Below are 26,376 nucleotides of genomic sequence, written 5' to 3'. Positions count from 1 at the left end.
CTCGCGGCACCGAACGTGAAGTTAGTTTCACGCTCGGCAGGATGACAACCGTCCAAACCCCTTGACTGTGACGCAGCTCACCGTAATATGACCAGTGGTCATTCACCATAGGAGGGGCATTGCCAACGGTCACCTGGGCACGCGTCGATCCGGCCCGTCGTGCCGCGATCATCGAAGCCGCGGAGGCGGAGTTCGGGGCGCACGGGTTTTCCCGGGGCAGCCTGAACGTCATCGCACGCCGTGCCGGGGTGGCCAAGGGCAGCCTGTTCCAGTACTTCGCGGACAAGCGAGACCTGTACGCGTTCATCGCCGACATCGGCAGCCAGCGGGTGCGGGCGTATATGGAAGACCGCATCCGCGAACTCGACCCGAGCCGGCCGTTTTTCGAGTTCCTCACCGACTGGCTCGACGCGTGGGTGGCCTACTTCGCCGACCACCCGCACGAACGGGCCTTGCACGCCGCGGCGACGCTGGAAGTCGACACCGAGGCCCGGGTCAGCGTGCAGCACGTCATCCACCGGCACTACCTGGAAGTGATGCGCCCACTGGTGCGCGAGGCGCAGCGGCGCGGCGACCTGCGCGCGGATTCCGACACCGATGCGCTGCTGTCCTTGCTGCTGCTGATCTTTCCGCACCTGGCGCTGGCGCCCTACATGCGCGGCCTGGATCCGATTCTCGGGCTCGACGAGCCCACACCGGAGCAGCCGGCGCTGGCGGTGCGCAGGCTCGTCGCGGTGCTGGCGGCCGCGTTCTCGGCTTCGCCGCTGGAATCCGCCCCCAAACGATCTGAGGAGGTCACATGAATCGCACCCGAATCGCCTCGATGGCCCAGGGCGGCCTCAACTGGGACAGCTTGCCGCTCAAGCTGTTTGCGGGCGGCAATGCGAAGTTCTGGAATCCGGCCGACATCGACTTCTCGCGCGATCGCGAGGACTGGGAGCGGCTCACTGACGACGAACGCAGCTACGCGACGCGGCTGTGCGCGGAGTTCATCGCCGGCGAGGAGTCGGTGACCCAAGACATCCAGCCGTTCATGGCCGCGATGCGGGCCGAAGGCCGGCTCGGCGACGAGATGTACCTGACGCAGTTCGCCTTCGAGGAAGCCAAGCACGTCCAGGTGTTCCGCATGTGGCTCGACGCCGTCGGCATCACCGAGGACCTGCACTACTACCTGGAGGACGTTCCGACCTATCGCACGATCTTCTATGAGGAACTGCCGGACTGTCTGAACGCGCTGACGGTCGACCCGTCACCGGCCGCGCAGGTCCGCGCGTCGGTGACCTACAACCACATGGTCGAGGGCATGCTGGCGCTGACCGGTTACTTCGGCTGGCACAAGATCTGCGTGGAGCGCGGGATCCTGCCCGGCATGCAGGAGCTGGTGCGTCGCATCGGCGACGACGAGCGACGCCACATGGCGTGGGGCACCTTCACCTGCCGGCGCCACGTCGCCGCCGACGACGCCAACTGGGGCGTCTTCGAAACGCGGATGAACGAGCTGATGCCGCTGGGTCTGCGCCTGATCGAAGAGGGCTTCGCCCTCTATGACCCGATGCCGTTCGGCCTGTCGGTGGACGAGTTCATGGCCTACGCCTCCGACAAGGGCATGCGACGCTTCGGCACCATCTCCAGCGCGCGCGGGCGCCCGCTCGCCGAGATCGACCTCGACTACGAGCCGGTCCAGCTCGAGGACACCTTCGCCCAAGAGGACGAGAAGCTGCTGGCGGGCGCGTCGGCTTAACCGGCCCGGGCGCTCACTCGACCTTGTCGCCGCCCGACGAGGAGCCGCTCTCGGATTCCCCGACCCACACGGTCTTGGCGTTGACGAACGCGCGGATGCCCAGGCCCGCGAGTTCGCGTCCGTAGCCCGACCGCTTGACGCCGCCGAATCCCAGCTCCGGGTAGGACACCGTCATCCCGTTGATGAAGACCTGGCCGGCCTCGATGTCGTCGATGAAGCGCTGCTGTTCGGCCTCGTCGTTGGTCCAGGCGTTGGACCCCAGGCCGAACGTGGTGGCGTTGGCGATCTCGATGGCTTCGTCGATGTCGGCGGCCCGGTACATCGACGCGACGGGGCCGAACACCTCCTCGGTGTAGAGGGCCATGTCCTTGGTGATGTCGGTGACGACGGTCGGCGGGTAGAACCACCCCGGCCGGTCGATCGGCTTGCCGCCGAGGCGAATCTTGGCCCCCGCCGCGGCGGCGTCGTCGACCTGCTTGGCGATCTCGTCGCGGCCCGACTCGGTGGCCAGCGGACCCACGTCGGTGTCCGGGTCGGTGGGGTCACCGACGGTCAGCGCCTCCATCTGTTCGGTGAACTTGTCGACGAACGCGTCATAGATGTCGGTGTGCACGATGAACCGCTTTGCGGCGATGCAGGATTGGCCGTTGTTCTGCACCCGGGCGGTGACCGCCGTCTTGGCCGCCTCGTCCAGGTTCGCCGACGGCATCACGATGAACGGGTCGCTGCCGCCGAGCTCGAGCACGGTCGGCTTGATCTCGTCACCGGCGATGGCCGCCACCGACTGGCCGGCCGGCTCGCTGCCGGTCAGGGTCGCCGCCGCCACCCGCGGATCGCGCAGGATGCGCTCGACCGCGCTGGAGGAGACGAGCAGGGTCTGGAAACAGCCCTCGGGGAAGCCGCCGCGGGCGATCACGTCGGCGAGGTACAGCGCGGACTGTGGCACGTTGGACGCGTGCTTGAGGATCCCGACGTTGCCGGCCATCAGCGCCGGCGCGGCGAACCGCACGGCCTGCCACAGCGGGAAGTTCCACGGCATCACGGCGAGCACGACCCCGAGCGGTTGGTAGCGGGTGTAGGCCTTCTTCGCGCCCACCGCCTCGGCGTCGGCCGGCTCGTCGGCCAGCATCTTCTCGGCGTTTTCGGCGTAGTAGCGAAAACCCTTGGCGCACTTCAGCGCTTCCGCCTTGGCCGACTTCAGGGTCTTGCCCATCTCCAGCGTCATCATGGCGGCGACCTCGTCGGCCTCCGCTTCGAGCAGGTCGGCGGTGGCGTTTGCCCACTCGGCGCGTTGGGCAAACGTGGTGTTGTGGCGGTAATCGAGGAAGCGTTCGTAGGCACGGGCAATCGCGGCGTCGACCTCCTGGTCGGTGGCCGGGGTGAAGGTCTTCACTGTCTCGCCGGTAGCCGGGTTAATGGTGGCGATGGGCACGTCGGCCCTCCTTCGTCGGGTTCGTGTTGTACACGGCTGAAAAGTCCAACACCTAGCCTGCCACTATCGTTCCCCTAAGGGAGGTGTCGGATGAGCAAAGCCGCGGAGCTGATCGTCAAGTGCCTGGAAAACGAGGGTGTTTCCGTCGTGTTCGGGGTTCCGGGCGAGGAGAACATCCGGTTTGTGCAGGCGCTGGCGTCCTCGAACATCCGCTATGTGCTCACCCGGCACGAGCAGGCCGCCTCGTTCATGGCCGAGATGTACGGCAGGGTCACCGGACGCGCCGCGGTGGTGTCGGCCACGCTGGGACCCGGCGCGATCAACATGCAGCTCGGGGTGGCCGACGCCACCACCAACAGCACCCCGTTGGTCGCCATCTCCGCGCAGGTCGGCCACGACCGGGAGTTCAAGGAGTCACACCAGTACGTCGACCTGGTGTCGATGTTCGCCCCCATCACCCGGTGGTCGGCCGGCGTCCCGACGGCGCGCGCCATCCCCGAGATGGTCCGCAAGGCGTTCAAGGTCTCCGAGGCCGAACGTCCGGCCGCGGTGTATCTGGCCGTGCCCGAGCACATCGATGCCGACGACACCGACTACGACCTGGCGCCGTTGCCGCGCAACGTCGTCCGCGCCGACGCCCCGGCGCCCCGCCAGGTGGCACGCGCGGTTGAGGTGCTGCGCAACGCCAAGCGCCCGGTGGTGCTGGCCGGGCACGGCGCCGCCCGCGCCGACGCCGCCAAGGCCCTGGTGCGCTTCTCCGAGGAGTTCGGCATCCAGGTGGCCAATACCTTCCACGGCAAGGGCGTCATGCCCGACGATCACCCGAACAGCATCGGGACGCTGGGCTTCATGCGGCACGACTACGTCAACTTCGGGTTCGACAACGCCGACGCCGTCATCACCGTCGGCTACGAGTTGCAGGAATTCGACCCGGTCCGGATCAACCCGCAGGCCGACAAGAAGATCATCCACATTCACCGGTTCCCCGCCGAGGTCGACGCTCACTACTCGGTCGACGTGGGGATCATCGGCGATATCAGCGACTCGCTGAACGCGCTGACCGACGCGCTGTCCGGCCATACCTTCGAACATGCCGCCGATGTCCCCGGCTCGGGTCTGCTGGCCGAGGAATTCGAACGGGGACAACAGGATTCGCGCTACCCAATGGCGCCCGCCCGGGTGGTCGCCGACACCCGCGCGGCGCTGGGCCGCAGCGACATCGTCCTGGTCGACACGGGCGCCACCAAGATGTGGATGGCCCGGCTCTACCCGACCTTTGAGCGGAACACCTGCCTGATCTCAAATGGCTTGTCCACCATGAGTTTCGCCCTCCCCGGGGCGCTGGGCGTCAAGCTGGCACAGCCAGAGGCGAAGGTGCTGGCCGTCGTCGGCGACGGTGCGTTCTTGATGAACTCCCAAGAGATCGAGACGGCCGTGCGCGAGCGGATCCCGCTGGTGGTGCTGATCTGGGAGGACGGCGGTTACGGCCTCATCGAGTGGAAGATGGACCTCGAGCTCGGGGCGCACTACTACGTGAAGTTCAACAACCCCGACGTGGTGAAGTACGCGGAAAGCTTCGGCGCCAAGGGATATCGGATCTCTCACGCCGATGAACTGCTGCCGACGCTGCGGGCCGCGCTCGACGACGACGGGGTCTCGCTGATCAGCTGCCCGGTCGACTACTCCGAGAATCTGCGGCTGACCGACCGCCTCGGCGAGCTGGACGAAACGCTGTAGACGCCTGCGCCGGCTCGGGTCAGGACGCCTGCTTGATCTTTATCTGGTCGGTGTAGGAGTAGCCCGCCGGGTGCCCGCAGGCGGGGATGACATAGGTCTGCTGCGCCGTGCCCTCAAGGGTGTTCGGGTCCCACGTCATATGGGAGCTGGAGGCATACTGAACGGAACTGCCGTCGGCGCAGGCGACGTTGTTCATCGTGTCCAAGACCCATTGACCGTCGATCAATCGCGCCTGGCTGCCACCCAGCCCGGCTTTGATGAAGATGCATCCGTCGCCACAGGAGTTGACCGCCCAAGAGGTGTTGAACGTTGCCCCGGCCGGTGTTGTCGCGGTCTCGGTGTAGTTGCCGTTCATCGTGGGCGTATCGGCCCATGCGGTGCCGGCGCTACAGGCAGCTAAGCCGGCGAACATAGCGGTTGTCGCAAAACCCCGTGCGAAAGCCATGCCCATCTTTCCTTCCGTCGAGCTCACCCAGGTGTCGAGCGTTCATGATGGTGTATCACAGGTCGCGCTTCACCGCTATTCGGCAAACTTATTCGACGTCGGGTGGTGCGGCGGGGGTCCGCGGTGCGGGCGGTCTCGCGCGGGCCGTCATGGTGAAAGCCCTTGACTGTCACGGCAATTAACGGGGGCTGGGTGGTGCCCGCCGTGGGGCACCTGGGAGCGGGCACCGGGGCGGGACCGTGGTCGAATGGGTACATGCTGTTCCGTCAGCTGGAGTATTTCGTCGCGCTCGCGCAAGAGCGCCACTTCGCGCGCGCGGCCAGGGCCTGTTACGTCTCCCAGCCCGCGCTGTCGGAAGCCATCCGCAAGCTCGAATCCGAGCTCAACGTCCCGCTGGTGCGGCGCGGACAGAAGTTCGAAGGGCTCACCCCCGAAGGTGAGCGGCTGGTGCCGTGGGCGCGGCGCATCCTGGCCGACCGCGACGCCCTCAAGCAGGAGGTGACCGCGCTGCGGGCCGGCCTGACGGGCGAACTGCGGCTCGGGGTGGTGCCGGCCGCTTCGACTACCGTTGCGCTGTTGACGGACCCATTCTGCGCGGCGCATCCGTTGGTGCGGGTTCAGCTCGAGGTCAACCTGCGCTCGGCCGGGATCGTGGAGCGCGTCCGCAAGTTCGAATTGGACGCGGGCATCCTGTATCCGGACCAACAGGACACGGCCGACCTGCTGGTCACCCCGCTCTATCACGAGCAGCCGGTGCTCATCGCCGCCGCCGAACTCCTTGGCGGCGAGGCGAAAACCATGGCGTGGTCGGATGCCGTGCGGCTGCCGCTGTGTCTGCTGACGCAGGGCATGCGGGGGCGCCGGGTCATCGACGACGCGCTGGCCACCCACGGCCTGCAGGTCACCCCGCAGCTGGAAACCGATTCCGTGGCAGCGCTGTTCGCCCACGTTCGCACCGGCCGGTGGGCAAGCATCGTGCCGCAACCATGGATCCACACCTTGGGCGTGCCCGCGGGCGTGGTGGTGCTGCCGTTGCGGCGCCCGTCGGTCACGGCGTTGATAGCGCTGGTCACCAACCGGGCCGAGCCGGGTTCGTTGCTGACCCGCGCGCTGCGCCGCATCGCGCGCGAGGCCCGCCTCGGCGTCACGCTGAGCGAGCCGTCCTAGCCGCGCTGATCGGCGCCGCCTATCAGCCGGTCGGAACCGCGTCTTGGACAACCGCGCGGTCGCCCTCCGAGACTGGGCTTGACCCCCGGCTGAAGGAGGCCTCGATGGCCAAGTGTGTGATGGTGCTCTACCCCGACCCCGTCGACGGGTATCCGCCGCGCTACGCGCGCGACAGCGTGCCGACGATCCGGGGATACCCCGACGGCAGCACCGTGCCGACCCCGTCGACCATCGACTTCACCCCCGGCGAGCTCCTCGGCTGCGTGTCGGGCGCCCTGGGGTTGCGCAGGTTCTTTAAAGACGCGGGACACGAGTTGGTGGTGACGTCGGACAAGGACGGGCCGGATTCGGAATTCGAACGCGAGCTCGCCGACGCGGAAATCGTGATCTCGCAACCATTTTGGCCGGCCTACCTGACCGCGGAGCGCATCGCCAAGGCGCCCCACCTCAGACTGGCGCTGACCGCCGGCATCGGCTCGGACCACGTGGATCTGGACGCGGCGCAAGCGCGCGGGATTACCGTGGCCGAGGTGACATACAGCAACAGCATCAGCGTCGCCGAGCACACGGTGATGCAGATCCTGGCGCTGGTGCGCAATTTCGTGCCGTCGCATCGATGGGCGGCCGGCGGCGGCTGGAACATCGCCGATTGCGCCGCGCGCGCCTACGACCTGGAGGGGATGGACGTCGGATTGATCGCCGCCGGGCGGATCGGGCGTGCCGTGCTGCGCCGGCTGGCGCCCTTCGACGTCAACCTGCACTACACCGACACCCGCCGGCTGGCGCCCGAAGCCGAGAAACAACTCAACGTGACGTTTCACCCCACGGTCGAATCGCTGGTGCGGGCGGTCGATGTGGTGTCCATCCACTCACCGCTCTACGACGACACCCGCAGGATGTTCGACGAGAAGCTGATCTCGACGATGCGGCGGGGCTCCTACATCGTCAACACCGCCCGCGCCGAGGAGACCGTCCCGGAAGCCATCGCGGACGCGCTGAGGTCCGGCCAGCTGGCGGGCTACGCGGGAGACGTGTGGTATCCGCAGCCGCCGCCCCCCGATCACCCCTGGCGCTCGATGCCGAATAACGCTATGACACCGCATGTTTCGGGCACCACATTGTCCGCGCAGGCGCGCTACGCCGCCGGCACCCGCGAAATCCTGGAAAGCTGGTTCGCCGGCAAGCCCATCCGCCCCGAGTACCTGATCGTCGAAGGCGGCAAGCTCGCGGGCACCGGAGCGCTGTCCTACCAGAAGTAACCGATCCATTGGCCGCGTCATGCGCGAAAGCGGTTGCACCACAGGGGCGACTCATCGCGGCGCCGCGCGACCCGTCGCCGCGGTGGCGTTGAAGCGGCGATCCACCCAGTCGCCGAAACGCGGCGCGGATTGGATCTGGCCGGCGGCCGCGAAGAGATCGGTGAGGCGTTGCTCGCTGCCGACCACGGTGTCGTCCAGCGGGATCGGCTGCCGCAGCGTGCGGCCCTGCGCGACGGCGGCGACGGTGGGATCGACGCCTGCGGACCTGGCGTACTCGCCGGCCCACTGCTGCGAGTGCTCGCGCGCCCAGGCCGCGGCTCTGGCGTACCGCGCCAGTAGATCCCCCAGGGCCGTGTTGGTCTTGGCGTCGCCCAACGTCTTGTCGGACGCGACGCCGAACGAGTACTTGTGCTTGCGTGTGACCAGGCCGCGCACCGGGAGTTGCTGTTCGGCCTGGGCGGTGTAGGGGTCCCAGACCGCCCAGGCGTCGACCTGACCGTTGCGGAATCCCGACAGGGCGTCGGCGGGCTGCAGGAACACGAGGTGGACATCGGCCGGTGTGAGACCGGCCTTGTCCAGCTGGTCGAGCACATTGGCGTGCGCCGAACTGCCCTTGGCCAGCGCGATCGTCTTGCCGCGCAGGTCGGGGACCGTCTGGACGGTCGAATCGGTGTGGACCAGGATCTGGTCGCCGGGGCCGCCGCCGTCGTATGCGGACACCACCTTGATGCGGGCGCTGGCGACCGCGCCGAAAATCGGTGGGGTGTCACCGGTGATGGCGAAGTCGATCTTGCCCGCGGCGGCGGCTTCGATCATCGGCGGCCCGGATGTGAAGGTGGAGAAAGCGATCCGGTACGGGAGGCCCTGCAGTTCGCCGGCGGCGCGCAGCATGGCGTCGGTGGCCACGCTCTTTTGATCGCCGACCGTCAGCGTGACGTCGGCCAGCTCTGACAGCGGGACTTGCTGCGGCACCTGGCCGGGACCGGCGGCGTGTGGGCGGGAGACGCACCCCGGCAGCAGGAGGGCGACGGCAGCCAGCAGCAGCGCGGCATGGCATCGTAGATTCACGGGTTGCGTAATCCTCTTGGCTGTCGGCGGGTGCGATCCGCGCCGGCAAGTCTGCGGCGCAGTGCCAGGCGAGGTTATGGCAGATCGGTTGGGCTGACCAGGGTTTGAATTGCGGTGAACGGAACCGCGATGGGAAACCCCTCGGCCGTCAGTTGGCGCTGGTCGCCCGCGGCAAGCTCATCGGCGGGACGTAACCGCCGATCAGGGCGCGGTGCCACCACGCCCGATCACGCCGCAGCTCGGCGGGTGTGGTGAAGCGGTACTGGTAGAGCTGCGCCCGCACGAACCGGGGGGGGGCGCATCCGGAAAGGGATTGTGCCGCAACAACCGCAGCGTCGGTCGATCGTTTTCCAGCAAGCGTTGCAGGAGCGGCCTCAGCCACGGCTGCGCGTAGCCCGGCGAGATCGCGGCGAACCACATCAGCCAGTCCAGGCGCAGGTGATAGGGCGCCCACTGCCGCGGCAGCCGCCGCGGTGCGCCCGGCTTACCCTTGAATTCGTATTCCTGCCAGACGGTCTGGGCGGTGATGACCGCTTCGTCGGTGCCCTCGAGCACCACCTCCCGGCGGATCCGTCCGATGCTGCCGAAGGCGCCGTAGGTGTTCACCAAGTGGAACGAGTTGAACGACATGTTCATTCGTTGCCGCGACGACAGCATGTTGGCCACCGGCCAGTAACTCATGAACACCACGGCGGCGGTGACCGCGACCACCAGACCGACGAACCAGGGCGGCGTCGGGCCCGCATGCGCCGGGACCAGGCCGTTGGGCAGCACGGTCGCGATCGACGCGTCATCGATGGCGCTGAACGCCAGCACGATCGTGACCCAATTCAGCCACGCGAAATTGCCCGAGGCGACCAGCCACAACTGGGTGACGACGATGATCGCGGCGGCCACGCTGGCCACCGGCTGCGGCGCGAACAATCCGAACGGCACGATCAGCTGCGCGAAATGGTTGCCCGCCACCTCGATCCGATGCAGCGGCTTGGGCAGGTGGTGGAAGAACCAGCTCAACGGACCCGGCATGGGTTGCGTCTCGTGGTGATAGTACAAACACGTCAGATCGCGCCAGCACGGGTCGCCGCGCATCTTGATCAGTCCCGCACCGAATTCCACGCGGAACACCAGCAGCCGCACCATCCACAACGTCAGGACTGGAGGGGCCACGTCGTGGTTGCCCACAAAGATCATCAGGAACCCGGTTTCGAGCAACAGCGATTCCCAGCCGAACGAGTACCAGGTCTGCCCGACGTTGACGATCGACAGATAAAGCACCCACAGTGCCAGCCACATCACGATCGCGGCCCACAACGGCACCGCGTCGGCGGCCCCGGCGACGACCGCCGCCGACAACGCCGCCCCTAGCCAGGCGACGGCGGAAAACAGCCGATCGGAATACCGCAGATGAAACAGGCTCGGTGTGCGCCAAAACGATTGCCGCGCCAGAAACCGCGGAATGGGCAGTATGCCGCGCTCCCCGATGAGGGCGCGGAACTGGACCGCGGCCGCTATGAACCCGAGCAGGTAGATCGCCGCGGCGCCGCGCTCGAGCACCAGTCTGCCCACCCAATATTGGGGTGCGGAAAACCAGTCCATGGCGCTAACTCCTCGGTCGGTGACGGCTACGCCAACCCGCGTATCCAGTCAATCAGCCGGTAAACGGGTAGCCAATAGCCCGGCCGACTATGCGTCGCGGGCCACCGGCGCGCGTGGGGGGAGCGCAACCACCGAAGCGGCAAGCACCGCAAGCGAAATCAGGGCCAGCGCCTGGACACTCGCGGAATGGCCGGCGTAGCCGTCGGCCGACCGCCAGGGTTGCCGTGACACCGCCGCCCCGGCCAGGATCAGCCCGCCCGCGCCGCACACCACGCTCAGGCGCTCCCAGCGCCGCTGGTGCAGGACGTATCGCAGGCCCAGGGCCGCCCCCATCACCACCGCACCGCCCACGCCCGCGATCAGCGCCCCGGCGGCCAGCACGGGGACGGCCGCCCAGGGGCCGGGCCGCCACGGTCGCGCGGGTTCGGCAGTGTCGTCGACCGTTCGTCGCCGGGTGCGCCAGAGCGCCAACAGCGCCAGCAACGGCAGCAGGGCCAGCCCCACCGCCAGGCCGGCCCGGTAGAGCGAGTTGGAGGCGAACGTCAGCGTGATGGTCCCCGGGTCGCCCGCGGGCACCACCCAGCCCTGCTGCCACCCGTTGACCGCGACCGGCGTCAGGCGCGCCCCGGTGCTGGTGCGCGCCACCCAGCCCGGGTTGATGCTTTCCGGGATGACCAGCACCCGGGAGTTCGGGGAGGCGGGTGCCTGCACTTCGCGCCGATCCGGGCCCCATGCGCGCCATGTCGAAACATGAAGGGGCCGTGCGATTTCGGCGGGCACCGGGGCGGACAGCTGGGCCCCGTCCACGACGAATTGAGCGCCCGGGCTGATCAGCAACTCCTGTTGGCCCGCGGGCAGCGCGATCGGGTCGTGTTCGCACGGCACCGCCGCGACGGGGGCGTCGTCCAGGATCGCCCCCACGGTGGTGTGAATCGCGGTGTGCACGAACCGGCCCGCGACCGCGATGACCGGTCCGCGCTCGCAGCCGACGGTGACCTCCCGGGCGCGGTTGCGGCCGGGGTCGGGGGCGGCGATCGGGTTGCCGTCGACGCCCAGGGCCGCGATCTCGGCCAGCCCCGGCGGCTTGAGTTGGTCGAAACCCAAAGCGTTGCGGTCGATGACGTCTTCCCAGTTCAGCAGGCTGATGGTCACGGTGTCGGTCACCCGGGGTTTGAGCGGGACCGTCTGCGTCCCCTCGGCGTTCACCGCGACCACCTGCGGGCCGTCCCCCAGGTTGACGGCCACCATCGTCGGGTGCACCGGCAGCACCGATCGACCGGGAGTCAGCCGCACGCCGGTGACCTCGGTGGGCCGCGGCAGGGTGAGCGTCAGCGTGGGCGGGGTCTTGTGCTGCACCACCCGCTGGGGTGCCGTCCACGCGGTGGCCGGGTCGCCGTCGGTGGCCGCGTAGGCGGAGCCGAGGACGTCCACCGTATCCGAATCACCGTGGGCGACCGTGCTATTCGGCTCTGCGATCAGGTCGGCGAGCTTCGGGCCCTGCCGCGGCCGTACCCACACCGCCGGGATCACCGACACCGGTTCCGGCACGGTCAGCGTCCGGCTGAAGTTGACCGGTTCCTCCGGGGCCAGGGCCATCGACGGCGCGCAACGCACAGCGTCGGGCCCGTGGGCGCAGCCCGGCCTGCCCAGCAGTTCGGATCCCAGGTCCCACCCCGTGATCGGCGTGCCCGGCGGCGGCCCCGGCACCCGCACGGTGTGCCGCAGGTCGACCTGGTGGGCGAATCCGGACGCGTCGTACTGGGTGACCGTCAGGTCGGTGATGCCGAACTGCACCCCGGCCGAACCGTCGTCGGTGCCCGCCGCGGTGATCCGCACCCACGGGGTCTCGCCGTAGGGGAGTGCCGCGGCCAGCGGCTTGCCGGGCTGGTCGAAACGCAAAGTGGTGCTGCCGGTGGCGGTTTCGATCAGGATCCGCCGCACCTGCGCCCCGACGGCGGTGGCGCTGGGTGTCAGCGTGATCGCCGCGTTGGTCACCGGGTGGTCGAAATCGATCTGCATCCATTGACCGACGGCGGCCTGCAGCGAGTTGGACACCCAGGCGGTCGCCGAATCCCCGTCGATCGCGGCGGCCGGCGAGGTCGCCGGTGCGACGTCGGGCATGGCGGTCGAATCCGACGACGAACTCGATACCGTGATCCGGCCGCCGGTCCACGCCCCGGCCACCGGATCGGCGCCGGGGACGGGGTAGTCGGGCACCCGATTGAAGGTGTGCCGGGCATCGCCCGGAGCGCGGATGGCCGACGAATGTTGGTCCACCCGGCCGTAATCCGTCTCGCGGGCCACCGGGGTGTCGGTGATCGTGACCCCGCCGTTCGTCGCCAGCCCGGCGGCTCGCGCGTCGGCGCTCAGCAGCGCCGGGCCCAGCGGTGGCCGGCCCAGCAGCCGCCGCCGCTCGTCCAGACGCAGCAGCGCCTCCGGCCCGCCGTCGACCCGGGCCATCCGGTCGGCGTCGACGAAATACGGCGCGCCGGGCTCGTCATCGCCGCCGACCCGGTAGATCTCGACGGCCGGGTAGCGCGGTCGCAGCCCGCTGTCGGCGACGAAACCGGTCAGGGTGCCGGGGCCCACCGGCGCGCCGAACTGGGCGACCTTGCGCAGTCCGGGGGACCCGTCGATGGCGCGGTGGACCAGGATGGGGCGCGCCGAGCGTGACGTGTCCGGGTCCAGGTCATTGCGCAACGCCAGGTAGGAAATGCCTTGCCGGACAAGGGTATCGGCGAGCCCTGCCGAGGGGCGGCCGGCGGCCAACAGGCGCTGCACCGAATCGAGCGCCCGGATGGTCTGCGGCGGGGTCAGCGGAATGGAATCCCGCACCCCCCACGGGCTGGCGCCCAGCACCTGCAGCGGCTCGTCATGGCTGGTGCCCCACACCTGGGTGGCGAACGGGGCGCCGGGAACGACGAGCACCCGCCCGGGGGGAGGGGACCCGGGCCCGGCGGCGTTGTGCTCGGTGAGCCAGTCGGCGGCCTCCTGCCAGTACTGCGGGATCGCGGTGAACGTCCCCGGCGGGGCGAGCCGGCCCGTCCAGGCCAGCGACGTGCTGACCAGCAGGGCCGTCACGACCACGATCGCCGTCGCCACCCGTTTGTCGCGCTCGGGATGCGCAAACGCGCGCAGCCACACCGGCATTGGCGCGCTGCCCGGCAGCGGGATCCGCCCCAGCAGCTGCGCGAGTCCCAGCACCACCGGGATCCTGATCACCGAGCCGAGCTTGTGCACGTTGCGCAGCGGGGCGCCGCCGGCGTCCAGGAACCCCTGCACCGCGTGGGCCACGGGCGAGCCCAGCCCGCCGCTGTACCCGGCGGCCATCAGCACCACCCCGACCAACAGCATGGTCACCAGCCGCCCGCGCGCCGGCATCGCCGGGCGGGCCAGCCCCGCCAGGCCGGCCGCCGCGACGAGGCAGGTGCCCAGGATGGCCGCCGACCCGGTCACCAGCGGAGCGCCCGCGGTGGCGGTCGGCGCCACGTACGGGGTCCAGCTGTCGGTACCGCGCAGCATCTCGACCAGCGACGACCATTGCGTCGTCACGCCGGACGATTCGATGAAATCCAGGAACGGCGGGCTGATGGCGCGCAGCATCATCAGCGCCACCGCCCACCACAGCGTGGCCAGCACCAGCGCCACCAGCGACCAGCCGGTGTAACGCCACCACAACCGGTTCGGCCGGTGGCACGCCCACCAGATCGCCGCGGGCAGGCAGCCCGCCGCGGTCGCAATGGCGTTGACGGCGCCCATCAGGGCGATCGCCAGGCCGGCCTGACCGGCCAGCGCGCGCACCGAGCGGCCGCCGGTGCCCCGCAGGGCGAGGATGGTGGGCAGCAACACCCACGGCGCCAACATCATTGGCAGGGTTTCCGACGAGATCGAGCCGAGCGTGGTCAGCACCCGCGGGGACAGCGCGAACGCGGCGGCGGCGATCACCCGCGACGCCGGGCTGCCTATCCGCAGCGCCTCGGCGACCCGCAGCAGCCCCCAGAAGCCGACGGTGAGCAGTAGCGCCCACCACAGCCGCTGGGTGATCCAGCCGGGCACGCCCAGCGCGTGGCCGAGGAGAAAGAAGGTGCCGTGCGGAAACAGGTAGCCGTAGGCCTGGTTCTGGGCCTGCCCGAACGGCAGCTCGCTGTTCCACAGGTTGGTCGCGCGGGCCAGGAACCGCAGGGGGTTGGCGGTCAGGTCAAGCTTGGTGTCCGGGGAGATCCGTCCCGGCGATTGGGCGAACGTCAGGGCCAGCGCGATCGCACCGACCAACCACAACCACCGCCGCGAAACCGGCCCAGCCGTCGAGCATGAGGCCGGCGCTGCGGCCCCCGTCCGCGACTGGCTAGCTACGGTTGCCGTACTCGACCCGGTTGAGCACTGACGACTGCGGATCGCCCCCGGGAAGTGGCGGCTTCGTGTCTTGCTGGACCATCAAGGTGATCCCGAAGATCGCGGCCGCGCCGAGCAACAGGCCAACCACAACGCTCGCTGCGGCGGGCGCAACGATCCGGTTCATCGACGGCTCCTGAGTATCGGCTTGCGGTCCTGACTTTCGACCTAGCGCCAACCTAGCAGAAGGGCTCCCCGTCAACCGGGGTGCCGGTCACCAGTGCAGACAGTGTCCGTGGAAACAGCGGTCGCCGTATTCCACCTGGTAGGGCCCGGCCGGAAGCGCGGGGCGCTGCAGGCTCGGCACCGACACCAGGCTCTGATCCGCCACGGCCAGCGTGATCCCGACGGTCGTCGCCACCCCGACGGACAGGCCCACCGCGACGCTGACCGCGGCGGCCAACGTGAAACCGGTCATCGCTGGCTCCTCCCTGCCAGTCCGACGGGCGTGCAGCCCCCTGATCAGCAACGTACCGTTGATCCCCCCTGGAGCCAGGCGCGAAACGCCCGCCGTGAAAGCATGGCCCGATGGCATTTTCGCGCACCTTCGCCGTGCTCGCAGCCGCGTCGGTGTTGGTGGCCGGCTGCGGCCACCCACACGCCGCCCACCCGTCCAGCCCGTCGACGTCGAGCAAGCCGGTGGCCGCTCCGGCGCCGCCGGTGTGCGCCGACCCGTCGGCGGTCCCGGCCACGTTGGGCATCCGCGACAAGCTCGCCCAACTGCTGATGGTGGGCGTGAAGAACGCCGACGACGCCCGCAACGTCGTCAACGGCTACCACGTGGGTGGCATCTTCATCGGTAGCTGGACGGACCTGTCGATCTTCAAGGGACCGCTGGCCGACATCGCGGCCAAGGCGGGGCCGCTGCCCCTGGCGGTCAGCGTCGACGAAGAGGGCGGGCGGGTCTCGCGGTTGAAGTCGTTGATCGGGACCTCGCCGTCGCCCCGCGAGCTGGCGCAGACGCAAACGGCCCAGCAGGTGCACGACCTGGCCGCCGACCGCGGCAAGAAGATGCGCGACCTGGGCATCACCGTCGACTTCGCACCCGTCGTCGACGTCAGCGACGAGCCCGACGACGCCGTGATCGGCAACCGGTCGTTCGGCGCGGATCCGGCCACCGTCACCGAGTATGCCGGGGCCTACGCGCAGGGCCTGCGCGACGCCGGGCTGCTGCCGGTGCTCAAGCACTTCCCCGGCCACGGCCACGGCTCGGGCGACTCGCACACCGGGGGCGTCGTCACGCCGCCGCTGGACGCTCTGCAGAACAACGACCTGGTGCCCTACCGGACCCTGGTGACCACGCCGCCGGTCGGGGTCATGGTGGGCCACTTGCAGGTTCCCGGCCTCACCGGCGACGCCCCGGCCAGCCTGAGTCCCGAGGCGGTGCAGCTGCTGCGCAACGGCGTCGGCTACAAGGGCCCGCCGTTCACCGGGCCGGTATTCAGTGACGACCTGTCCAGCATGGCGGCCATCTCCGACCGATACGGGGTGGCGGAGGCCGTGCTGCGCAGCCTGCGGGCCGGCGTCGACGTGGCGCTGTGGGTCACCACCGACGAGGTGCCGGCGGTCTTGGACCGGTTGCAGCAGGCGGTGGCGTCCGGCGACCTGCCGGCCAAGCAGGTCGACGATTCGCTGGTGCGGGTGGCGACGATGAAGGGCCCCAGCCCCAACTGCGGCCACTAGCGAGGCGCATTGCTTACCCTTGAGTCAGATAGACGGGCTGGAGAGGTAAGCGATGGCGGGTGGCACCAAGCGGTTACCGCGCGCCGTCCGTGAGCAGCAGATGCTCGACGCCGCCGTCCAGATGTTCTCGGTCAACGGCTATCACGAGACCTCGATGGATGCCATCGCCGCCGAGGCGCAGATCTCCAAGCCGATGCTGTACCTGTACTACGGCTCCAAGGAAGACCTGTTCGGTGCCTGCCTGAACCGGGAGATGGGCCGGTTCATCGACGCGGTACGCGCCGACATCGATTTCCAGCAGAGCCCCAACGACATGCTGCGCAACACCATCGCGTCGTTCATGCGCTACATCGACGCCAACCGGGCGTCCTGGATCGTGATGTACACCCAGGCCACCAGCTCGCAGGCGTTCGCCCACATGGTCCGCGAGGGGCGCGAGCAGATCATCGACCTGGTTGCCGGGCTGATGCGGGCGGGTAGCCGCAATCCGCGCTCCGAGCGCGAACACGAGATGATGGCCGTGGCCCTGGTGGGCGCCGGCGAGGCCGTCGCGAATCGGCTCAGCACGGGCGACGTCGACGTCGAGGAGGCGGCACAGCTGATGATCGACCTGTTCTGGTACGGCCTCAAGGGCTCACCGGCGGAACGGGAAGCGGCCGCGGCGCACCCCGAGGCGGGCGGCGCGGACGCCGCCGGCGACTAGACCCAGCCGTTCAGGTGGCCCGAATGAGCGCGCCGAGCTCGGACCGCGCCAACGTCGAATTCTTCTGCGCGGTAATCATCGTCGGCCTGCTCGCCGGGGTCGCCGGATTGGCGACGACGTTCGTGCTGCGCGCGGTCCAGCACGCCACCTACCACTACGGTTTCGGCCCGCTGCTGGCCGGGGTGGCCGCCAGCAGCCCGATCCGGCGGGTGCTGGGCCCGATGATCGGGGCCGGCCTGGCGGGCCTGGGGTGGTGGCTGTTGCGGCGCCGGGCCGAGGTGCCCGCGCTGGCGCAGACCATCGCCGACCGCGCACCGGTCCCGCGGCTTTCCTGGAGCGTCGACGCCATGCTGCAGGTGCTGCTCGTCGGATCGGGCGCCTCGCTCGGGCGAGAGGGGGCCCCGCGCCAATTCGCCGCTGCGCTCGGCGATGTGGGAACCGGATGGCTCAGGCGGCTGGGTCCGCGCGACCGCGAAATCCTGCTTGCCTGCGCGGCCGGCGCGGGCCTGGGCGCGGTGTATGCGGTTCCGCTGGCCGGTGCGCTGTTCTCGACCCGGATCCTGCTCACCACCTGGCGGCCGCGGGCGGTGGGCGCGGCGTTTCTGTCCTCCGGCTTGGCGGTCGCCGTCGGCTCGGCCATCACCCGCGATCAACCCAATCTGCAGTGGCCGATCGGAGAGTCGACGTATCTGCTGACCGCGCACGGATTGCTGCTGGCGCCAGTGGCCCTCGTGGTGGGGCTGGCGTTCAACCGGTTGATGGCCGCGGCCCGACCCACCCGCCAGCCCAGGACTGCGCTGCTGATCCCCGCGCTCGCCGGCGCGGGCCTGGTGATGGGCGTGTGCTCGCACTGGTGGCCCGAGTTGCCCGGCAACGGCCGCAGCATCCTGACCGTGAGCCTGGCCAGCGGCATGACCCTGGTGTCCGCGTTGGCGATCCTGGCGCTGAAACCCCTACTGACCGCGCTGTTTCTGCGCGCCGGCGGGGCCGGCGGACTGCTGACGCCGTCGCTGGCCACCGGCGCGGCCGCCGGGGCGGCGCTGGTCTTGGCGATCAACGCGGCGACGGGAACTCACCTGCACGTGCCGGCGGTCTCGCTCGCCGGCGCCGCCGGCGTGCTCGCGGTGACCCAGGGCTCACCGATCTGGGCGGCGATCTTCGTCTGGGAACTCGCCCGGCCACCGTTGTGGCTGGTTCTGCTCTTCCTGCTGACCGCGAGCAGCGCCTACGCACTGAAAGTGCTTGCCCAGGGCCGCGGTACGACGCACGCGGGCTAGCGGTGACGCGAGGCCGTCGGCGCTAGAGGGGCCGGACGGTGCCGGTCAGGTGCGGGTACCCCTTGGCGATGTTGCGCAGCGAAATGTCCCAGCCGCCGTCGTGTTCGTCGATGTAGAGCCCGGCGGTCGCGGGCAGCACCAGCGGCTTGCCGAACCGCACCGAATACCGCACAGCATCGGGAATCTGCGCTTCGATGTTGGCCAACACCGCTGCGGCGCTGTACATCCCGTGCGCGATCACGGTCGGGAATCCGAACAGCTTCGCCGCGACCGAGTTGGTGTGGATCGGGTTGTGGTCGCCCCCGGCGTCGGCGTAGCGCCGGATCAGCCCCGGGCTGATCCGCAACACCGTGGACGGCGGCGGCAGCTTCGGCTGCTTCTGCGGGGGCGGCTTGGGCTCATCGGACAGGCTGGTCCGTTGCTGGTGCAGGAAGGTCGTCACCTGATGCCAGGCGGTGTCGTTGCCCACGCTGACATCGGTCACCAGATCGACCAGCAGGCCCTTGCGGTGCTCGCGCAGGTTCTCGGCGTGCACGCGCACCCCGACGGTGTCGGTGACCGCGATCGGGCGGTACTGGGTGATGTGGTTCTCGGTGTGCACCGAACCCATTGCGGCGAAAGGGAAATCGAACCCGGTCACCAGCGACATCAGCGCCGGAAAGGTCAACGCGAACGGGTAGGTCAGCGGAACATGATTGCCGTAACGCAGACCGGTGACCCCCGCGTACTCGGCCACGTGCGCGCGGTCGATCGGCAATTCCTCGATGCTCACCGTGCGGGTGGGCAGTTCGCTGCTGCGGGACACCACCGGCAGCGCCCCGGCCGCCGCACGCAGCATGTTCTTCAGGCCGCTTGGCTGATTCATCGCATTCTCCTCGACAGCCCGTTGCGCTACGCGCCCAGCATGGCCTGGCCGCAGACGCGAATGACGTTGCCCGTCACCGCGTTTGATGCCGGGCTGGCGAAGTAGGCGATGGCTTCGGCGACGTCCACCGGCTGCCCGCCCTGCAGCAGCGAGTTCATCCGGCGGCCCACCTCGCGGGTGGCCAGTGGGATGGCGGCGGTCATCTGAGTTTCGATGAATCCCGGTGCGACGGCGTTGATCGTGATGCCCTTGCCGTACAGCTCCGGGGCCAGCGACTGGGTGAGCCCGATCATCCCGGCCTTGGTCGTGGCGTAGTTCGTCTGGCCGCGGTTGCCGGCGATGCCGGCCATCGACGACAGGCCGATCACCCGGCCGCCTTCGCCGAGGGTGCCGTTGGCCACCAGACCTTCGGTAAGCCGCAGCGGGGCAAGCAGATTCACGGCCATGACGGCGTCCCAACGGGCGTCGTCCATATTGGCCAGCAGCTTGTCGCGGGTGATGCCGGCGTTGTTGACCAGGACGTCGGCGCGGCCGCCGTGGTGCTCGCGCAGGTGCTCGGTGATCTTGTCGACGGCGTCGGAGGCGGTGACGTCGAGCCACAACGCGGTGCCCCCGACCCGGCTGGCCGTCTCGGCCAGCGCCTCGGCGGCCGATTCGACGTCGATGGCGACCACGCGGGCGCCGTCGCGGGCGAACACCTCGGCGATCGTCGCGCCGATGCCGCGGGCGGCGCCGGTCACGATGGCCACCTTGCCGTCCAGCGGGCGCTCCCAGTCGGCCGGCGGCGTGGAGTCGGCCGCCCCGACGTAGAACACCTGGCCGTCGACGTAGGCCGACTTGGCCGACAAGATGAACCGCATCGTCGATTCCAGGCCCGTCGCGGCGGGCTTGGCGTCCGGCGACAGATACACCAGCGCCACCGTGGCGCCGTTGCGCAGCTCCTTGCCCAGCGAACGGGTGAAGCCCTCCAGCGCGCGCTGCGCGATCCGCTCGTGCGGGCTGGCGGCGGCGTCGGGCGTGGTGCCGACGACCACCACGCGCGCGGAATGGCCCAGGTTGCGCAGCAGGGGGGTGAAGAACTCGTACAACCCCCGCAGCCCCTCGGGCGTGGTGATGCCGGTCGCGTCGTACACCAGCCCACCGAACTTGTCGGCCCACCGGCCGCCCAGGTTGTTGCCCACCAGGTCGTAATCGGCGTCCAGCGCCGTGCGCAGCGGTTCGACGACCCGGCCATCCCCGCCGATCAGCAGGGCGCCGGCCAGTGGCGGTTCACCGGCCTGGTAACGGCGCAGCGTCTCGGGCTGGGGCACGCCGAGCTGCTTGGCGAGAAACGATCCAGGACCGGAATTGACGATCTGGGAGAACAGATCGGACGAAGCCTTGGGAGCCACCGGAGCTACCTTCCATGTTCTTGCGAAATCGGGGTATGACTACAGCACAACCGTATCGGGGACGAACTTACTGCAGAGTAAGAACAGTGAGTAGTATGGCCCCGAACGGGCGATTCCCAAACCGATAGACCGCGCAAACACGGAGAAGAATAGTGGCCGCTGCAAGTTCTGAGGCAAGTAAACAGTCTGCTCAGCGCAGTTCTGAGCGTCGGCGGGTGGCCGTGCTGGGCGGCAACCGCATTCCGTTCGCCCGATCCGACGGCGCCTACGCGGAGGCGTCCAACCAGGACATGTTCACCGCCGCCCTGGGCGGGCTGGTGGATCGCTTCGGATTGGCCGGCGAGCGGCTGGGCGTCGTGGTCGGCGGCGCCGTCCTCAAGCACAGCAGGGACTTCAACCTGACCCGCGAATGCGTGCTGGGGTCGCAGCTGTCGTCCCACACGCCCGCATTCGACCTGCAGCAGGCCTGCGGTACCGGGTTGCAGGCGGCCGTCGCCGCCGCCGAGGGCATCGCATCCGGGCGTTACGAGGTGGCCGCCGCCGGCGGCGTCGACACCACCTCCGACGCGCCCATCGGCCTGGGCGACAACCTGCGCCGCACGCTGCTCAAGTTGCGCCGGGCCAAGTCCAACGTGCAACGGCTGAAGCTGGTGGGCACGCTGCCCGCCACCCTGGGCGTCGAGATCCCGGTCAACAGCGAGCCGCGCACCGGGCTGTCCATGGGGGAGCACCAGGCGCTCACGGCCAAGAAGATGGGCATCTCGCGCGTCGCCCAGGACGAGCTCGCCGCCGCCAGCCACCGCAACATGGCCGCGGCCTACGACCGCGGTTTCTTCGACGACCTGGTCACGCCCTTTCTCGGGCTGTACCGCGACGACAACCTGCGCCCGGACTCGTCGGCGGAGAAGCTGGCCAAGCTGCGCCCGGTGTTCGGCGTCAAGGCCGGCGACGCGACGATGACGGCCGGCAACTCGACGCCACTGACCGACGGTGCGTCGGTGGCGCTGCTGGCCACCGACGAGTGGGCGGCCGCTCATTCGCTGACCCCGCTCGCCTACCTGGTGGATTCGGAGACCGCGGCGGTGGACTACGTCAACGGGCGCGACGGCCTGCTCATGGCCCCGACCTACGCCGTGCCGCGACTGCTCGCCCGCAACGGCCTGAGCCTGCAGGACTTCGACTTCTACGAGATCCACGAGGCGTTCGCGTCGGTGGTGCTGTGCCACCTGCAGGCGTGGGAATCCGAGGAGTACTGCAAGGAGCGGCTGGGCCTAGACGGCGCGCTGGGCTCGATCGACCGGTCCAAGCTCAACGTCAACGGGTCGTCGCTGGCCGCCGGTCACCCGTTCGCGGCCACCGGCGGGCGGATCCTGGCCCAGGCGGCCAAGCAGCTGGCCCAGCGCAAGGCCGAGCAGAAGGGCGGCGCCCCCGTGCGCGCCCTGGTCTCGATCTGCGCGGCCGGCGGCCAGGGCGTGGCCGCGATCCTGGAGGCCTGACGGGGACCTCGGGCGCCTCGCCCCGCTCGTCATGAGTTGAGTCACATCTGGTTAGTCAGAAGGGGGCGCGGGTATCCGCCCCACCGGATAGCCCCGTGTTGTGGTCTGACCCCCCGACCCCGACGGCAATACGGGGCATCCCCCGAATGCGACCGCCCGTCCGCCACGCGGACTGGCGTACGAAAAGGGCCGCCGCTGGAGTGAGGGGATCCAGCGGCGGCCTTTTGCGTGCAAGCGGGCCTTTCAAGCAGGGCCTCGTCGTTACCTGCCGAACGCAAATCCCCCGCTTCGCAGGCGAGGCGGGGGATTTGTGCGTGGCCGTCGAAGGCCTCCTAGAAGGCGGCCTCGTCGAGTTCCATGATGTCGTTGTCCAGCGTGTCGATGACCTCGCGGGTGCTGGTCAGCAGCGGCAGGAAGTTCTTCGCGAAGAACGACGCCACCGCGATCTTGCCCTCGTAGAAGGACCGCTCCTCGCCGCTGGCACCGGCGTCGAGCGCCGCCACGGCGACCGCGGCCTGACGCTGCAACAACCAGCCGATGACCAGGTCACCGACGCTCATCAGGAAGCGCACCGAACCCAGACCCACCTTGTACAGGCTGGTCACGTCCTCCTGCGCCGCCATCAGGTAGCCGGTCAGCGTGGCCGCCATCGCCTGCACGTCGGTCAGGGCCTTGGCCAGCAGCTCGCGCTCGGTCTTCAGGCGGCCGTTGCCGGACTCGGCATCGACGAACTTCTGGATCTGCTCGGACACGTGGGCCAGCGCCACACCCTTGTCGCGGACGATCTTGCGGAAGAAGAAGTCCTGCGCCTGGATGGCGGTGGTGCCCTCGTAGAGCGAGTCGATCTTGGCGTCCCGGATGTACTGCTCGATCGGGTAGTCCTGCAGGAAGCCGGAGCCACCGAAGGTCTGCAGGCTCTCGGTGAGCTTGGCGTACGCCTGCTCCGAGCCCACACCCTTGACGACCGGCAGCATCAGGTCGTTGACCTTGACCGCCAGCTCGGGGCCTACCCCATACAGCGCCTCGGCGACCGCCGCGTCCTGATAGGTGGACGTGAACAGGTACAGCGCGCGCAGACCCTCGGCGTAGGCCTTCTGGGTCATCAGCGACCGGCGCACGTCCGGGTGGTGCGTGATGGTCACGCGCGGCGCGGTCTTGTCGGTCATCTGGGTCATGTCGGCGCCCTGGACGCGAGACTTCGCGTACTCCAGCGCGTTCAGGTAGCCCGTCGACAGGGTCGCGATGGCCTTGGTGCCGACCATCATGCGGGCCTGCTCGATGACCTCGAACATCTGCGCGATGCCGTTGTGCACCTCGCCGACCAGCCAGCCCTTGGCGGGGACGTCGTGCTGGCCGAAGCTCAGCTCGCACGTCGCCGAGACCTTGAGGCCCATCTTGTGCTCGACGTTGGTGACGAAGACGCCGTTGCGCTCGCCCAGCTCGCCGGTCTCGAAGTCGAACAGGAACTTGGGCACGAAGAACAGCGACAGCCCCTTGGTGCCCGGCCCGGCGCCCTCGGGGCGGGCCAGCACCAGGTGGAAGATGTTCTCGAACAGGTCACCGGAGTCGGCGGAGGTGATGAACCGCTTCACGCCGTCGATGTGCCAGGAGCCGTCGTCCTGCTTGACGGCCTTGGTCCGCCCGGCGCCCACGTCGGAACCGGCGTCCGGCTCGGTGAGCACCATGGTCGAACCCCAGCCGCGCTCAGCGCAGATGACGGCCCACTTCTTCTGCTCCTCGGTGCCGAGGTGGTACAGGATGTTGGCGAAGCCCGCGCCGCCGGCGTACATCCACACGGCCGGGTTGGCGCCGAGCAGGTGCTCGTGCAGCGCCCAGACCAGCGCGCGGGGCATCGGCATGCCGCCCAGCACCTCGTCGATGCCGACCTTGTCCCAGCCGGCCTCGATGACGGACTGGACCGATTTCTTGAAGGAGTCCGGCAGCGTCACCGAGTGCGTCTTCGGGTCGAACACCGGCGGATTGCGGTCACCCTCGACGAAGGAGTCGGCGACCGGCCCCTCGGCCAGTCGGCTGATCTCATTCAGCATTTCTTGGGCTGTGTCGGCGTCCAGGTCGGCGTATTCGCCCTGGCCCAGCGCCTTGTCAACGCCCAGAACTTCGAACAGGTTGAATACCTGGTCGCGGACGTTGCTCTTGTAGTGGCTCACTACGGTCCTCCTCGTTGAGAATGCCACTTGTGGTTGGGTACTAGGTCTAAGTTACCCACCAGTAACAAGACCTAAAATATCGTTCGCGTCAGCCGTATGCAAGTCAATGTGAGCTAGATTTCATTGCCTAATTAACCAACCGGTTGGGAAGCTGCTGGTCATGCCGTTGAAATCCGATCTACCTGCGGCGACGATCCACCCGTGACCGATGTGCGCGCCGTCACTGCCCCGCCCGTCGAGATACCGACGGTGGACCTGCGGGCCGAGTCCGCGCGCGCCCGGCAGCAGCTGCGGGAGGCGGGCCACCAGGTGGGCTTCTTCTACCTGACGGGTCACGGTGTGCCCCCGGATCTGGTGACCCGGATGCTGGACGCGGCGCGACGGCTCTTCGGGCTGCCGCAACCGGACAAGGACGCGGTCGCGATGGTGCGCAGCCCCCATTTCCGCGGCTACACCCGGCTCGGCGGCGAACTGACCCGCGGCGAGGTGGACTGGCGCGAGCAGATCGACGTCGGACCGGAGCGCGCCCCGATCGACGGGCTGGACAAGACCGACTATCGGTGGCTGCAGGGCCCGAACCAGTGGCCGGCCGCCCTGCCGGAGCTGGCCGGGCTCGTCGAGGAGTGGGACGCCGCGCTGTCCGCGGTGGCCCGCACCCTGTTGCGGCACTGGGCGGCCTCGCTGGGCAGCCCGCCCGCCGTGTTCGACGCGTCCTTCGCCGACGCGCCGGCCACCCTGATCAAGATCATCCGGTATCCGGGACGCGCGGCGAGCGCGCAAGGCGTCGGCGCGCACCGCGACTCCGGCGTGCTCACCCTGTTGCTGGCTGAGCCGGGCAGCACCGGCCTGCAGGTCCGGCGCGGCGGCGGCGGCGCGAGTCCCGACGACGGCTGGATCGAGGTGCCGCCGCGCGAGGGGGCGTTCATCGTCAATATCGGCGAGCTGTTGGAGGTGGCCACGCGTGGCTACCTGCGCGCCACCGAGCACCGGGTGAACCTGTGCGGGCAGGCGGGCGAGCGCATCTCGGTGGCCTTCTTCTTCAACCCGCGCCTGGACGCGCGGATACCGGCGCTGTCACTGCCCGACGAGCTTGCGGCGCGGACCGATCAGCACTGGACGCCGTCGCACGATCCGGCCGACCCCATGTTCTCGGTCTACGGCCGCAACGCCTGGAAGAGCAGGTTGCGGGCCCATCCGGATGTGGCCGCGGCGCACGGATATTCGGCAGAACGCTTAGAAAACGGCTGAGGGTGGCCGTGCCGGCGCGACCGGCGCCGGGTAGGGTCACAGTCGAAAATCCCGTGTCCGGCTCTAGGGGCGAATCAGTCCGGTGAACTCGAACAACAAGCTGACAGCGTCGTCACTGCGTGAGGCCTTCGGTCACTTCCCGTCCGGCGTGGTGGCGATCGCCGCCGAGGTCAACGGAACCCGGGAAGGCCTGGCGGCCAGCACCTTTGTCCCCGTCTCGCTGGACCCACCGCTGGTATCGTTCTGCGTGCAAAACACCTCGACGACGTGGCCCAAACTCAAGGACCTGCCGATGCTGGGCATCAGCGTGCTCGGCGAGGCGCACGACGAGGCCGCCCGCACGCTGGCCGCGAAGACGGGCGACAGGTTCGCGGGCCTCGAGACGGTCTCGCGGTCCACCGGCGCGGTGTTCATCAAGGGCACCGGGCTCTGGCTGGAAAGCGCCATCGAGCAGCTCATTCCGGCCGGCGATCACACCATTGTGGTGTTGCGGGTCAACGAGGTGACCGTCGACGCCGACGTGGCGCCGATCGTGTTCCACCGCAGCGTATTCCGCCGCCTCGGCGCCTAGTCGGCTCGGCGCACGATTGACCGCCTAGGGGCGGTGGCTCAATTCCTCCCGAAAGCCCTGGATGCGGCTCTCGAGCTCGGCGGCATCGGCGTATCGGCCTTCTTTGTTCGCAAGCTGCGCGCGAACCGACAGCTGGC

The 26,376-nt window shown here is 69.1% G+C and carries 20 protein-coding genes and 1 pseudogene; 11 read left to right on the top strand and 10 right to left on the bottom strand.

Going from position 1 to position 26,376, the window contains the following annotated elements; all coding sequences use genetic code 11:
• The first annotated feature begins 119 nt into the window (after nucleotides 1-119).
• Together DQP57_RS09660 and DQP57_RS09655 are read left to right on the top strand one after the other, a co-directional pair.
• A complete protein-coding gene (locus DQP57_RS09660) occupies nucleotides 120-803 on the top strand; it encodes a TetR/AcrR family transcriptional regulator (RefSeq protein WP_112632757.1) in 684 nt (227 codons plus the stop codon).
• Nucleotides 800-1,741 (top strand): R2-like ligand-binding oxidase, encoded by a 942-nt coding sequence (locus DQP57_RS09655; protein WP_112632756.1) that lies wholly within the window; start codon nucleotides 800-802, stop codon nucleotides 1,739-1,741. The genes DQP57_RS09660 and DQP57_RS09655 overlap by 4 nt, the downstream gene beginning before the upstream one ends.
• Before the next feature lie 13 nt (nucleotides 1,742-1,754).
• Here the strand turns inward: DQP57_RS09655 and DQP57_RS09650 are convergent, their stop codons facing one another.
• The gene (locus DQP57_RS09650) at nucleotides 1,755-3,173 is read right to left on the bottom strand and encodes an NADP-dependent succinic semialdehyde dehydrogenase (RefSeq protein WP_112632755.1); all 1,419 of its coding nucleotides are present in this window, start codon (nucleotides 3,171-3,173) and stop codon (nucleotides 1,755-1,757) included.
• 90 nt (nucleotides 3,174-3,263) lie between these two features.
• Between DQP57_RS09650 and DQP57_RS09645 the strand changes: the two genes are divergently transcribed.
• Nucleotides 3,264-4,910, top strand: a complete 1,647-nt coding sequence (locus tag DQP57_RS09645) for an acetolactate synthase large subunit (RefSeq protein WP_112632754.1) — start codon at nucleotides 3,264-3,266, stop codon at nucleotides 4,908-4,910.
• Nucleotides 4,911-4,929: 19 nt separating this feature from the next.
• On the opposite strand, the gene DQP57_RS09640 is transcribed toward DQP57_RS09645, so the two are convergent.
• Entirely contained in the window at nucleotides 4,930-5,355 is a 426-nt protein-coding gene (locus DQP57_RS09640) for a hypothetical protein (RefSeq protein ID WP_133259231.1), read from the bottom strand.
• A 255-nt stretch (nucleotides 5,356-5,610) separates the two neighbouring features.
• On the opposite strand from DQP57_RS09640, the gene DQP57_RS09635 reads away from it, so the two are divergent.
• The gene (locus DQP57_RS09635) at nucleotides 5,611-6,522 is read left to right on the top strand and encodes a LysR family transcriptional regulator (RefSeq protein ID WP_112632752.1); all 912 of its coding nucleotides are present in this window, start codon (nucleotides 5,611-5,613) and stop codon (nucleotides 6,520-6,522) included.
• 104 nt (nucleotides 6,523-6,626) lie between these two features.
• Nucleotides 6,627-7,781: an NAD-dependent formate dehydrogenase gene (locus tag DQP57_RS09630; RefSeq protein ID WP_112632751.1), complete on the top strand. Its 1,155-nt coding sequence runs from the start codon at nucleotides 6,627-6,629 to the stop codon at nucleotides 7,779-7,781.
• Nucleotides 7,782-7,832: 51 nt separating this feature from the next.
• Here the strand turns inward: DQP57_RS09630 and DQP57_RS09625 are convergent, their stop codons facing one another.
• The 5 genes and pseudogenes from DQP57_RS09625 to DQP57_RS09605 all read right to left on the bottom strand — a co-directional run bounded on the left by DQP57_RS09625 (nucleotide 7,833) and on the right by DQP57_RS09605 (nucleotide 15,255).
• Nucleotides 7,833-8,849: an ABC transporter substrate-binding protein gene (locus tag DQP57_RS09625; RefSeq protein ID WP_112632750.1), complete on the bottom strand. Its 1,017-nt coding sequence runs from the start codon at nucleotides 8,847-8,849 to the stop codon at nucleotides 7,833-7,835.
• A gap of 148 nt (nucleotides 8,850-8,997) precedes the next feature.
• Nucleotides 8,998-10,445 (bottom strand): annotated as a pseudogene (locus DQP57_RS09620) (lipase maturation factor family protein).
• 87 nt (nucleotides 10,446-10,532) lie between these two features.
• Nucleotides 10,533-14,723 (bottom strand): alpha-(1->3)-arabinofuranosyltransferase, encoded by a 4,191-nt coding sequence (locus DQP57_RS09615; RefSeq protein WP_112632749.1) that lies wholly within the window; start codon nucleotides 14,721-14,723, stop codon nucleotides 10,533-10,535.
• Nucleotides 14,724-14,790: 67 nt separating this feature from the next.
• Nucleotides 14,791-14,964, bottom strand: a complete 174-nt coding sequence (locus DQP57_RS09610; protein ID WP_007769006.1) for a DUF2613 domain-containing protein — start codon at nucleotides 14,962-14,964, stop codon at nucleotides 14,791-14,793.
• Between the two features lie 87 nt (nucleotides 14,965-15,051).
• Nucleotides 15,052-15,255 carry a DUF2613 family protein gene (locus DQP57_RS09605; protein ID WP_112632748.1) on the bottom strand — a complete coding sequence of 68 codons (204 nt, stop codon included), beginning with the start codon at nucleotides 15,253-15,255 and terminating at the stop codon, nucleotides 15,052-15,054.
• A gap of 110 nt (nucleotides 15,256-15,365) precedes the next feature.
• Here DQP57_RS09605 and DQP57_RS09600 point away from each other — a divergent pair, with 110 nt between their 5' ends.
• Genes DQP57_RS09600 through DQP57_RS09590 form a run of 3 tightly spaced genes read left to right on the top strand, consistent with a single transcriptional unit; the run spans nucleotide 15,366 to nucleotide 18,500 of the window.
• A complete protein-coding gene (locus DQP57_RS09600; RefSeq protein WP_112632747.1) occupies nucleotides 15,366-16,520 on the top strand; it encodes a glycoside hydrolase family 3 N-terminal domain-containing protein in 1,155 nt (384 codons plus the stop codon).
• Nucleotides 16,521-16,572: 52 nt separating this feature from the next.
• On the top strand, nucleotides 16,573-17,223 hold the full coding sequence (locus tag DQP57_RS09595) for a TetR/AcrR family transcriptional regulator (RefSeq protein WP_112632746.1): 651 nt from the start codon (nucleotides 16,573-16,575) through the stop codon (nucleotides 17,221-17,223).
• Between the two features lie 23 nt (nucleotides 17,224-17,246).
• A complete protein-coding gene (locus DQP57_RS09590; protein WP_112632745.1) occupies nucleotides 17,247-18,500 on the top strand; it encodes a chloride channel protein in 1,254 nt (417 codons plus the stop codon).
• Between the two features lie 22 nt (nucleotides 18,501-18,522).
• Here the strand turns inward: DQP57_RS09590 and DQP57_RS09585 are convergent, their stop codons facing one another.
• Both DQP57_RS09585 and DQP57_RS09580 read right to left on the bottom strand, forming a co-directional pair.
• Nucleotides 18,523-19,365 carry a MaoC/PaaZ C-terminal domain-containing protein gene (locus DQP57_RS09585; RefSeq protein WP_112632744.1) on the bottom strand — a complete coding sequence of 281 codons (843 nt, stop codon included), beginning with the start codon at nucleotides 19,363-19,365 and terminating at the stop codon, nucleotides 18,523-18,525.
• A gap of 26 nt (nucleotides 19,366-19,391) precedes the next feature.
• Nucleotides 19,392-20,756, bottom strand: coding sequence for a 3-oxoacyl-ACP reductase (locus tag DQP57_RS09580; protein ID WP_112632743.1), 1,365 nt, complete (start codon nucleotides 20,754-20,756; stop codon nucleotides 19,392-19,394).
• Between the two features lie 152 nt (nucleotides 20,757-20,908).
• Between DQP57_RS09580 and DQP57_RS09575 the strand changes: the two genes are divergently transcribed.
• A complete protein-coding gene (locus DQP57_RS09575) occupies nucleotides 20,909-22,252 on the top strand; it encodes an acetyl-CoA C-acetyltransferase (RefSeq protein ID WP_112632742.1) in 1,344 nt (447 codons plus the stop codon).
• Nucleotides 22,253-22,584: 332 nt separating this feature from the next.
• Here the strand turns inward: DQP57_RS09575 and DQP57_RS09570 are convergent, their stop codons facing one another.
• On the bottom strand, nucleotides 22,585-24,420 hold the full coding sequence (locus tag DQP57_RS09570) for an acyl-CoA dehydrogenase (protein WP_112632741.1): 1,836 nt from the start codon (nucleotides 24,418-24,420) through the stop codon (nucleotides 22,585-22,587).
• 201 nt (nucleotides 24,421-24,621) lie between these two features.
• On the opposite strand from DQP57_RS09570, the gene DQP57_RS09565 reads away from it, so the two are divergent.
• On the top strand, nucleotides 24,622-25,668 hold the full coding sequence (locus tag DQP57_RS09565; protein WP_430918636.1) for an isopenicillin N synthase family dioxygenase: 1,047 nt from the start codon (nucleotides 24,622-24,624) through the stop codon (nucleotides 25,666-25,668).
• 82 nt (nucleotides 25,669-25,750) lie between these two features.
• Nucleotides 25,751-26,239, top strand: coding sequence for a flavin reductase family protein (locus DQP57_RS09560; RefSeq protein ID WP_112632740.1), 489 nt, complete (start codon nucleotides 25,751-25,753; stop codon nucleotides 26,237-26,239).
• Nucleotides 26,240-26,376 lie beyond the last annotated feature (137 nt).

The sequence above is a fragment of the Mycobacterium colombiense genome, assembly GCF_003284935.1.
Taxonomy (GTDB): domain Bacteria; phylum Actinomycetota; class Actinomycetes; order Mycobacteriales; family Mycobacteriaceae; genus Mycobacterium; species Mycobacterium arosiense_A.
The sequence above is the reverse complement of the archived record's forward strand: the minus strand, read 5'-3'. Positions and strand labels throughout refer to the sequence as shown.